The sequence below is a fragment of the Sphingorhabdus sp. genome (assembly GCF_044354325.1).
Classification (GTDB): domain Bacteria; phylum Pseudomonadota; class Alphaproteobacteria; order Sphingomonadales; family Sphingomonadaceae; genus Sphingorhabdus_B.
The window spans coordinates 1-10859 of record NZ_JBILAF010000073.1 but is presented as its reverse complement, the minus strand read 5'-3'; the positions used below and the strand labels follow the sequence as shown (position 1 = coordinate 10859).

Here is a 10859-nt window from a genome sequence, read left to right as displayed (position 1 = left end):
TCGGCAAAGCTATTGGCCGCGCGGCAAGGTCGTCGGTGGATCAGGTTCCATCAACGCGATGGTCTATGTGCGCGGCCAGCCCCGCGATTTCGATGATTGGAAAGCCTTGGGCAATGCAGGCTGGGGTTGGGATGATGTCCTGCCTTTCTTCAAAAAGTCAGAGGATTTTGACTGGCACAGCGCACACCATGGTCAGGGAGGGCCGCAACATGTCACCGACATATCGCCCTTTGCCCATCCCATTTGCCGCAGCTTTATTGAAGCTGCGCAGACATTAGGCTTTGCTGCGAGCAACGACCTCAATGGCGGCAAGCCTGAAGGGGTCGGCTATTATCAAATCAACACACGCGGTGGTTGGCGCGCGTCGACGGCGAACGCGTTTCTGCATCCCGCGCGCAAGCGAAAGACGCTGAAGCTTAAGACTATGGCGCAGGCCACGCGCATTTTGTTTGAGGGGAAGCGCGCCGTCGGCGTTGCGTACACATGCAAAGGCGCGCACTTAGAGGCGAAGGCGCGACGCGAAGTGATCCTGTCCGGCGGCGCGATTAACTCTCCGCAATTGCTGATGCTGTCGGGTATCGGCGATGCCGGCCATTTGAAAAATGTCGGTATCGAACCGATTGTCGATGCAAAGGCCGTTGGCCGTAATTTGCAGGACCATATTGCGGTATCCTATTTCTACAAAGTCCGCACGGCCACGCTGAATGATGTGCTGTATCCGGTGTTGGGCAAAATCCGCGCCGGGTTGCGCTATATGGCCGACCGGGCAGGGCCGCTGTCGTTAAGCGTCAATCAAAGCGGGGGCTTTGTGCGCAGCGATGCAACGAAAAAACACCCGAATTTGCAGCTATATTTCAGTCCGGTCAGCTACACCAAAACACCATTGTCGGAACGAAAGCTGCTCAACCCGGATCCATTTTCGGCGTTTCTGCTATCGCATAACCCCTGTCGTCCGACCAGTCGGGGGCATATTGAACTCGCGTGCGCCGACCCTGCCAAATATCCGGTCATCCACCCGAATTATCTCGCAACGCAAGCCGATATTGACGATGTGCTGGCCGGTAACCGATTGCTGAAGCAAATTGCGCGGACGAAGCCGCTTGCGGATATCATTACCGAAGAGCTCATTCCCGGCGCGCATGTCGATGGCGATGAAGCACTGCTTGCGGATTTTCGGGCACGCGCCGATACCGTCTATCATCCAACAAGCACCTGCATGATGGGCCCGGATGCAGCGACCTCCGTGGTCGATGGCCGCTTACGTGTCCATGGTGTGGACGGCTTGCGTGTCGTCGACGCCTCGGTGTTTCCGACAATCACATCCGGCAACACCAACGCCCCGACGGTGATGGTCGCTGAAAAGGGTGCAGCCATGATCTTGGAAGACGCAAAAAGCATGCGTTAATTTTATTTACCAGTCCTTTTCGGCTGTGCTACCTCAACATGAGTGCGCGAATCCGGGGAGGGAGTGGCGATGCATCCGAAGATCGATCTAAAGCAGTTGCCGCCGTTAAAGGCGCTTAAGGGTTTTGAGGCGGCGACCCGTCATCAAAGCATCCGCGATGCAGCGGACGAGCTTTGCCTCACCCATCCTGCGGTCAGCCATCAGGTCCAGCTGATTGAAGACGCGCTTGGTGTGACGTTATTCGTCCAGGAAGGGCGGCATATCGTGTCGACGGAAGAGGGTAAGGTTCTCTATCCTTATGTCCGCGCTGCTTTTGAATCGCTGCTGGAGGGGGTTGAAGAAGTCCACCGCCATGCGTTGGACAAGCCACTTCGCGTGCAGACTTATGTCACGGCGTCGATACGTTGGCTCGCAAAACGTGTTCCGCAGTTTCTGGCTGATCACCCCGAGGTAAAGCTGACGCTCAACACATGTGCTGTTGAATGGGAATTTGACGATGTCCACGCGGATGTAGGGCTCGTTTATTGCGCATCAGAACCCGATGCGACCAAATTTCATTGGGTTCCGCTGTATGAATATGCGCTGTTTCCTGTCTGTAGCCCCGCTGTTGCAGAGGCGATGGGCCCAAATCCCAGCCCGCAGACATTGATGACCAAGCCACTTGTGGCCATCTATACCGAGGTGCAAAATTGGGAGACGTGGTTTGCTTCGGCAGGTTCGGCGTTTGAACCATCCGTGCCCTATCTCATGGTTGATACCTTGGCCGTTGCGCTTGAAATGGCGCTGAACGGCGAAGGTATTGCGCTGGTCAACGGCCCGTTTGTCGATCAGGATCTGGCCGCCGGTCGGCTCGTTCAGCCCGTTGGACATAAAGCAGTTTGCCCCGGCGCATGGGGCCTTATCTGCCGCAAGGATATGAAAGAAAATCTGCGCATTCGGACATTCATGGATTGGGTGGCCAAGAATGTCGAAGACAGCCGTTTAGGCGTCGCAGCTTAGCGTTTCGGCACGACCTCATAGCCCGGCTCTTCGGGTTCATCGTCTACCATATCGGCCGGAAATCCAGTGCCCAAAACCTTAATGCCCAATGGCTCTTCATAACGCCGGATGATATTGGGTGAAAATTCGCGAGGTCCGTAAGCTTCCTCGCCTTCCTTAAAGATTTTCACGATGAGCGGCGACAGTTCAACAGGGACTTGTGCCGATTGGGCAATTTTGTCGAACAGGCCCACGTCCTTGCTGACGAGGTCCATCGTGAAATTGATGTCGCGGCTGCCGTTGAGGATGACCTGGCTTTCGGTTTCGTGGACGAAGCTGTTGCCTGACGAAATCCGGATCGCTTCATATGTGGTGTTCATATCAAGCCCGATGGCTTTGCAAGTGGTCAACGCCTCGGCCAGTGCAACGAGATGTACCGTGCAGAGATAGTTGGTCATCACCTTCAATTGTGACGCGGTTCCAAGGTCGCCGGTGTGCAATATGCGCCGTCCCAGTGTCGTCACAACCGGCAGAACAAAGTCGACCGCGGCGCGTGGGCCGCCTGCGAAAATCGCAATATTGCCGGTGTCCGCACGATGGCAGCCGCCCGAAACCGGGCATTCCATGAACATCGCACCACGCGCCTCAACCAATGCACCGAGCCGGATGACTTCGCTATAATCGGTTGTGCTCATTTCGAGCCAAACTTGGCCCGGACGCATGATTTGAAGAAAACCGTCCGCGCCTTCGGCCACGGCAGCGCTGGCCGCTGGGGACGGCAAGCAGGTGATGATCAGGTCGACAGCTTCACCCAATTCTTTTGGAGATGCCGCCGAGGCTGCGCCCCGACTGACATATTCGGCAACGAGTGCGGCATCAAGGTCGCGTACAGTGACGTCATGACCATTGCGGATCAGGCTGCCTGCCAGTTTTCCGCCAACATTGCCAAGACCGATAAATCCGATTTTCATGATTGCACCCAGTTAATTTACAACGGGCTATACGCGCCCTTTGCGAAAGTTAGAGCGCCGTCGATGCGTGGCCACAATTGAAAAATTTGGCCAATTGGATGAATTATTTTGCACCGCGCCGGAGAACCCCACGCGGCTGGGCGCTATTTACGTAACGCTATAGCCAAGCGTGGCGGACAGAGCTTCGGCCAGCCTAGTGCGGGCAAGGGCGCAGACGACTTTTCGATCGGCAAGTGCGCCCGGATCGAAGGGTTCGAGAAAGTGGACGTCCACGGCGTAAGTGCCGGGCCGTGTAAATGCCCGCCATGCGCTTTCCCAGCCGGTCTCTACACCCACCCAAGCGATGTCCGCGGCGTCGGCACCGAAGTCTAAAAGAACCGGCTGAATCATCATTGGCTTAGGCGGCGGTGCCAATGTCGCAAACAAGGACTGTTTGAACGGCAATAGCCCACTGCCGTCCGAGGTTGTGCCTTCCGGGAAAAGTGTCACCGACCAGTTTTCGGCGATAGCCTCGCGTAACTCGGCCACTTGTTGCCCGATATTCTGCTTTTCCGTGCGGTTGACGAAAATGGTGTGGTTCAGCTTTGCAAGCCAGCCAATGATGGGCCAGTCGCGCACGCCATCCTGTGCGACAAAGGAGGTGCCCGTTATGCCGGCCAATATCGGAATATCGTGCCATGAAAGATGGTTGGCGACAAAGAACACATCCCGGCGGAGCGGACTGCCGTGCACGCGGACACGCGCGCCCAAGGCGCGGGCAGCAATGCGTAAGAATAACATCGCCCATGGTGACGGCAACCGCAACAGATGCCAGACAAGGTGAAGCGGCAATAACAGCGTGAGCGGCACGGCAATCCAAATGACGCGCATGGCGCACAGGAAATATGCCTGCAGCTGAACCTTTGGTTTCGCAATGCTAATAGTCGCCATCGGGTTCCGCTTTAAAATTGGGACAATAATGAAATCTTAACGTGCCTAGCCACCAACTGTGACTTTCCGATGACGGTCCCACATTACGCGAGTTCGCGCAACGTTTGCATATCATGGCTCATCGCGTTTTCAAACGCAGCGCATCCCAGCTTGCGTCGGCCAGCCATCCACCGTCGACAGGCAAGCTTGCGCCATTGATAAAGCTGTCTTCATGCGCAAGAAACGCAATGGCCTGGGCAACATCCTCGGGCTTGGCAAAACGGCCCATTGGAACGCGGTCGATGATATCATTATCGGAATAAGCGCCCGAACCTTGATCAGCCTCATCCATTTCCGTTTTAATCCAGCCCGGACATACAGCGTTCACACGCACACCGCGGCCGCCCCATTCTGCCGCAAGCGTTCGCGTCAGTCCGACCAATCCGTGCTTTGACGCGTTGTAGGCGGATCGATCGATAACACCGTGAAGGCCCGCAATTGAGGCAACGTTGATTATGTTGCCCCGGTTACGCGCCAGCATCTGCTTTCCGATTTCGCGGCACAGCAAAAATGGTCCGGTGAGGTTGATGCTCATGACGCGCTGCCACTGTTCGATGCTGGTCGTTTCGGCGCTGCAAATCAAACTGATGCCGGCGTTGTTGACCAACACGTCTGCGGCACCATGCTCACGGGCAATTGTCTCGGCCAGTTCGACAACAAATGCTTCAGAGGAAATGTCACCGGAAAGCGCGGATACGCTCCCGCCAAGAGCAACCAATGCTTCGACTTGCGCATCCAAAGGCTGCACGTCGGTCATGACAACATGATAGCCTTTTTCGGCCAAAAGCCGTGCCGTTGCAAAGCCAACGCCTTGTGCAGCACCCGTAACCAACGCAACCTTCATAGCCCGACCCTTATATTCTCAATCAACCCGGCGCGCCTTATAGGCACCGGCGATCCTAATCCAAAAATTTTTTTAACCGGTCCCGTCATATTCCCCATTTGTGCCTGACCGCAAACCCGCCCTAAGGTTGTGGTATAAGGAGCAGGGCTTTTATGCAAACATCGGCACGAGTGGTCATAATTGGCGGCGGCATAATGGGGGCTTCGTTGCTTTACCATCTCGCCGAACTCGGGTGGACGGACTGTCTACTGATTGAAAAGGATGAGCTGACCTCCGGCTCGACATGGCATGCGGCTGGCCAGTGCCCCAATATCACGGGCAGCTTCAACCTTGCCAAGATGCATGCCTATAGCAATGATCTTTATCCCCGGCTGGAAGGTTTGACCGGGCAATATGTCAGTTGGCATAAATCCGGCGGCATCCGCCTTGCAACCAACGAGCGCGAGCTTGCGTGGATGCGCTACATTGAGGGTTTTTCGAAAATCATCGGGTTCGAGATGGAGATTATCCCGCCTGAGGAAATTCTCCGCCACAACCCATTCATGACGCTTGACGGTGTCATCGCCGGTGCGCGGACGACCCAAGACGGACATGCTGATCCGTCGGGTATTTGCAACGCGCTCGCCATTGGTGCCAAGAATATGGGCGCCAAAATTGTGCGCAAAAACCGCGTGACGGGCCTGACGCAACTGCCATCTGGCGAATGGGATGTGGAGACGGAAAAGGGCACGGTTCGGGCCGAAATCGTCGTAAATGCGGCGGGCTGCTATGCCCGGCAAATCGCGCAAATGGCGGGCATTGATATTCCGGTGACGAACATGGAACATCATTATGTTGTCACAGATCCTATCCCCGCATTCAAAGATCGCGATGAAGAAATACCGGTCATGCGTTGCCCCCATGTGTCGGGATATTTCCGGCAGGAGCAGAAAAGCGGACTGATTGGCGTTTACGAAAATACGGGCCTCGCCGAAGCATGGGCACCACGCGGTGGAAACCCTGAATGGGATTCGACGAGCGAGTTGTTCCCTGAAGATCTGGAGCGCATTGCTCCATGGCTGGAACGCGCGATTGAACGGATGCCGATTTTTGGTGAAGTCGGTTTGCGGCGCTTCGTCAACGGCGCGATTCCGCATACGCCCGACGGCGGACCTCTGTTGGGACCAGCGGTTGGCCTGAAGAATTTTTGGCATTGTTGCGGCACAAGCTTTGGCATCGCGCAAGGCGGCGGGGCTGGAAAATATCTGGCGCAGTGGATGGTGTTCGGTGATGCGGATATCAACATGACCGAATTCGATCCGCGTCGTTACGGCCCTTATGCGGACGAAGATTACAGCCGCGCTAAGGTTTTCCTTGATTACCGCATGACGTTCACGACGCGGCTTCCCGGTGAGGAAGAGCCCGATGGCCGCCCGCAAAAGATGAGCGCGCTATATGGCCGTTTGCTGTCCGCTGGCGCGGTATATGGCGAAACCTACGGCTGGGAGCGGCCCAAATATTTTGCCCTCGACGGCGCAGAAGAAGAAGGCGGCTATCACCGCACCAACAGCTTTGACGCGGTCGCGGCAGAGGTAAAGGCGGTTGCAGAGCGCGTCGGCGTGCTCGACCTGTCTGGCTTTGCGAAATATGATGTGACCGGACCAGATGCCGAGGCGTTCCTCAACCGTATTTGTGCCAACCGCATGCCCAAAAAATTGGGCGGTATCGGCCTGGTGCACCCGCTTTCGGTGCAGGGCCGCATTTATGGCGAAATGACCGTGACGCGTTTCGCGGATGACCATTTTTACTGCCTCTCGGCAGCAGCGGCGGAACAGCGCGACTGGGACTTGCTGATCCAAAGCAAATTGCCAGACGAAGATGTGACCATTCGCAACCTGACAATGGACCTTGGCGTTCTCGTGATGAACGGTCCACGCTCGCGCGATGTGCTGGCCAAGTTAACCGACGCCGACCTTAGCAATGAAGGTTTCCGCTGGCTCAGCGGTCAGGAGATCGTGATTGCGGGTATCAAGATGCGTGCACTTCGTGTGTCTTATGCCGGAGAGTTGGGCTGGGAATTGCATCCTGCGATGAAGGACCTCGCGGCGCTCTACGAAGCCGTTTGGGAAGCCGGGCAGGAGTTCGGCATCGTCAATTACGGATTGTACGCAGCGAACAGTATGCGGGTCGAAAAGGGTTATAAGGCCTGGGGTTCCGAGCTCACCAACGAATTGACGATGATTGAGGCAGACATGCCGCGCTTCATCAATTTCAACAAAGATGATTTCGTCGGCAAGCAGGCGACGTTGGATGCGCCTGAACGCTTCCGCATTGTGTACGGCGCGGTTGATGCAGACAATATCGATGTGCGCGGCGGCGAACCAATTTTGGTGGGCGACCATTGTATCGGCCTGACGACATCAGGCGGCTATGGCCATCGCGTTGGCAAGAGCCTGTTTTTCGCCTGTGTGCCCATACAAAATGCGGCGCCGGGGTCGCAGTTCGATATCGTGTTGCAGGGCGAACGACGCATCGGCACAGTGCTGGAGCACCCTGTTTACGATCCTGATAACGCCAAGATGAAGGTCTGATCCGCGTGGCTGAATTACCCAAAAAGGCAAAAGTCGTCATCATCGGTGGCGGTGTCATCGGCTGTTCGATTGCATATCACCTGACCAAGATTGGTTGGGACGATGTGGTCTTGCTGGAACGCAAGCAATTGACCAGCGGCACGACATGGCATGCGGCGGGGTTGGTCGGGCAATTGCGGCCCAGCATCAACATGACCAAGCTCGCAAAATATACCGGCGAGCTCTATCGCGGGCTTGAGGCCGAGACGGGCCAGGCAACGGGCTATCGCCAATGCGGTTCGATATCGATGGCCACCAATGCCGAACGCTTTGAGGAGCTGAAGCGCAGCGCATCCATGGCCAAGGTATTTGACCTGCCTGTGCATGTCGTGACACCACAAGAAATCAAAGAGCTGGCGCATATCGTCAATGTCGATGATGTCGTCGGCGGTATTCATATCCCAAGCGACGGCTATGCAAATGCAGTCGATATTACGCAGGCCTTGGCCAAAGGTGCCCGCACTGGCGGCGCTAAAATCTTTGAAAACACCAAAGTCACCAGAATCCGCCACAATGGTGATCGCATCACGGGCGTGGATACGGACGATGGTTCGATTGACGCCGATTATGTCGTAATCTGCGGTGGTATGTGGACGCGTGATTTGGCCGCCAGCGTTGGCGTTGCGGCCCCATTGCACGCATGTGAGCATTATTATGTTCTATTCGAAGGCGTCGAAGGCATCGACAATACACTGCCGGTTCTGCGCGATTATGATTATTGTGGTTATTATAAATATGACGCGGGCAAGCTGCTGGTTGGCGCATTTGAACCCAATGCGCGGCCGTGGGGTATGGACGGCATATCCGAAGATTTCTGTTTCGATGAAATTGCGGGAAGCTTCGAACATTTTGAGCCATTGTTGATCGATGCAATGCGCCGTGTGCCTGCACTGGAAAAAGCGGGCATTCAAAAATTCTTCTGCGGTCCCGAAAGCTTTACCCCGGACGTGCGATACCATCTGGGTGAAAGCGCCGAATTGAAAGGCTGCTTTGTCGCCGCTGGCCTCAATTCCATCGGCCTGCAATCGGCTGGCGGCGTGGGCAAGGTCATGGCGGACTGGATCCGCGATGGTATTCCGCCTGCAGACCTGTGGACCGTCGATATCCGCCGCAACATGCCGTTCCAGATTAACCGTAAATATCTGCGCGAACGCGTTACCGAAAGCCTCGGCCTCCTGTACGCGACGCATTATCCGTTCAAGCAATATGAAACCGCACGCGGGGTGCGCAAATCTGCCTTGCACGACAGGCTCGTCGCGCAAGGTGCGTGTTTTGGCGAAGCATTTGGTTGGGAACGTGCCAACTGGTATGGTGAACCCGGCAGCACGCCCGAATATGAATATAGCTATGGCCGCCAGAACTGGTTTGAAGCCAATGCAGAGGAATGCAAGGCCGTGCGCGAAGCGGTTGGCTTGTTCGACCAATCAAGTTTCGCCAAATTCCGCCTTGAAGGCCGCGACGCTATGGCTGTCCTCAACCGCGTCTGCGCGAACGACGTCGATGTTGCCCCGGGCAAGCTGGTCTATACCCAATGGCTCAATGAAAAGGGCGGTATTGAGGCTGACCTGACCGTCACACGCCTTTCGGAAACCGCATATCTGATCGTCACCGGCGCTGAAACCGAGGTGAAGGATTTCAACTGGCTGAAACGCCATACGCCCGAAGATGCACATGCCGTGCTGACCAATGTGTCGTCGGGCATGGGCGTTATTTCGATCATGGGACCCAACAGCCGCGCGTTGCTGCAATCGATTAGTCCCAATGACCTGTCGCATGAGGCTTTCCCCTTTGCGACCTCGCAAGAGATTGAGTTGGGCTATGCCATCGTGCGCGCATCGCGCATTACATATGTCGGTGAGCTGGGTTGGGAGCTATATATTCCCACTGAGTTCATGGCGGGCGTATATGATGCGATCGTCGCGGCTGGCGCGGCGTTTGGATTAAAACATTGCGGCTATCACGCGCTGAACGCGCTTCGCATGGAAAAGGCCTATCGCCATTGGGGCCATGACATCACGGATGAGGATACACCGTTGGAAGCCGGTCTCGGCTTTGCTGTGAAGATGGACAAGGCGGGTGGTTTCATCGGGCGTGAGGCTTTGGCCGCGCAGAAGGAAGCAGGCCTTAAGCAGCGCCTTGTGCAGTTCTTGGTCAAATCACCCGAACCAATGCTCTATCACAATGAACCGATTTGGCAGGGCGACCGGATCGCCGGTTATATTCGTTCCGGAATGTATGCCCATACGCTGGGCGGCGCGTGCGGGCTTGGCTATGTCGATGCCGCCGACGGCGGTGTCGTCGGGCCAATTGGCGCCGATGATTATGAAATCGAGATTGCCGGTGTCCGCTATCCTGTCACCGCGTCGCTCAAACCTTTTTATGACCCCACAAATGCACGGATCAAAATCTAATGTCGCACACTGAACTTATGGGCCGCCTCGCTGCAAACACGCAGGTTGGATACAGCTTTGATCAGGAATTTTACACCAGCGATGCGGTGTTCAAAGCTGACTTTGATGAAATCATCAGCCGGAAATGGCTGCTGGCGGGTCATGTGTCACGCATCCCGGAAAAAGGTGATTATTTCCTGTACCGGGTCGGTAATGAACAGATTATCGTCATTCGTGAAAACAGCGAAAGCGTGCGCGCATTTTTCAACGTCTGCCGTCACCGGGGTTCGACGATTTGTCAGTCGGAAAGCGGCAATGCGCCGCGTCTGGTCTGCCCCTATCATGCATGGACATTTGGGCTTGATGGCCGTTTGATCTCCGCGCGGTTAATGCCGGAGGATTTCGACAAAGCCGAAAACAGTCTGTTCGCCTGCCACATCCGCGTTTTTCATGGCCTGATTTTCATCAACATGAGCGAGGGCGAACCGGACGATTTTGACGCGACCTTTGGCGACATGGGCGCAATCCTCGACTATCACGGTTTTGCTGACGCCCGGATCGCGCACGCCGGCAGCTATCCCACGACCGCCAATTGGAAGCTGGTCATCGAGAATTTCTTTGAATGCTATCATTGCGTGCCTTCGCATCCGGAATTCTGTTCGATGCATGCATCAGAGTCGATCGTTGCCGTTG

8 protein-coding genes are annotated in these 10859 nt (G+C 55.7%); 5 read left to right on the top strand and 3 right to left on the bottom strand.

Features of this window, described 5'->3' with window-relative positions; genetic code table 11:
- On the top strand, window positions 1–1405 hold a 1405-nt coding region (locus ACIQ0G_RS07695; protein ID WP_397577398.1), incomplete at its 5' end, for a GMC family oxidoreductase.
- A gap of 69 nt (window positions 1406–1474) precedes the next feature.
- Entirely contained in the window at window positions 1475–2404 is a 930-nt protein-coding gene (locus tag ACIQ0G_RS07690) for a LysR substrate-binding domain-containing protein (protein ID WP_324479356.1), read from the top strand.
- Here the strand turns inward: ACIQ0G_RS07690 and ACIQ0G_RS07685 are convergent.
- The 3 genes from ACIQ0G_RS07685 to ACIQ0G_RS07675 all read right to left on the bottom strand — a co-directional run bounded on the left by ACIQ0G_RS07685 (window position 2401) and on the right by ACIQ0G_RS07675 (window position 5167).
- Entirely contained in the window at window positions 2401–3354 is a 954-nt protein-coding gene (locus tag ACIQ0G_RS07685; RefSeq protein ID WP_397577397.1) for an NAD(P)-dependent oxidoreductase, read from the bottom strand. The genes ACIQ0G_RS07690 and ACIQ0G_RS07685 overlap by 4 nt on opposite strands.
- Window positions 3355–3501: 147 nt before the next feature.
- Entirely contained in the window at window positions 3502–4284 is a 783-nt protein-coding gene (locus ACIQ0G_RS07680) for a lysophospholipid acyltransferase family protein (RefSeq protein ID WP_333569914.1), read from the bottom strand.
- Between the two features lie 118 nt (window positions 4285–4402).
- Window positions 4403–5167 (bottom strand): SDR family NAD(P)-dependent oxidoreductase, encoded by a 765-nt coding sequence (locus ACIQ0G_RS07675; RefSeq protein WP_397577396.1) that lies wholly within the window; start codon window positions 5165–5167, stop codon window positions 4403–4405.
- Window positions 5168–5319: 152 nt separating this feature from the next.
- Between ACIQ0G_RS07675 and ACIQ0G_RS07670 the strand changes: the two genes are divergently transcribed.
- The 3 genes from ACIQ0G_RS07670 to ACIQ0G_RS07660 form a co-directional block, all read left to right on the top strand.
- The gene (locus ACIQ0G_RS07670; protein ID WP_397577395.1) at window positions 5320–7737 is read left to right on the top strand and encodes an FAD-dependent oxidoreductase; all 2418 of its coding nucleotides are present in this window, start codon (window positions 5320–5322) and stop codon (window positions 7735–7737) included.
- Window positions 7738–7742: 5 nt separating this feature from the next.
- Window positions 7743–10187: an FAD-dependent oxidoreductase gene (locus tag ACIQ0G_RS07665; protein WP_397577394.1), complete on the top strand. Its 2445-nt coding sequence runs from the start codon at window positions 7743–7745 to the stop codon at window positions 10185–10187.
- The coding region (locus ACIQ0G_RS07660; protein ID WP_397577393.1) for an aromatic ring-hydroxylating dioxygenase subunit alpha at window positions 10187–10859 on the top strand (673 nt) is incomplete at its 3' end. The genes ACIQ0G_RS07665 and ACIQ0G_RS07660, both read left to right, overlap by 1 nt.

What these genes read in the sequence shown, in the direction of transcription:
- ACIQ0G_RS07690 (WP_324479356.1), top strand. Translation starts at nt 1,475, where the DNA reads ATGCATCCGAAGATCGATCTAAAGCAGTTGCCGCCGTTAAAGGCGCTT.
- ACIQ0G_RS07685 (WP_397577397.1), bottom strand. Translation starts at nt 3,354, where the DNA reads ATGAAAATCGGATTTATCGGTCTTGGCAATGTTGGCGGAAAACTGGCA.
- ACIQ0G_RS07680 (WP_333569914.1), bottom strand. Translation starts at nt 4,284, where the DNA reads ATGGCGACTATTAGCATTGCGAAACCAAAGGTTCAGCTGCAGGCATAT.
- ACIQ0G_RS07675 (WP_397577396.1), bottom strand. Translation starts at nt 5,167, where the DNA reads ATGAAGGTTGCGTTGGTTACGGGTGCTGCACAAGGCGTTGGCTTTGCA.
- ACIQ0G_RS07670 (WP_397577395.1), top strand. Translation starts at nt 5,320, where the DNA reads ATGCAAACATCGGCACGAGTGGTCATAATTGGCGGCGGCATAATGGGG.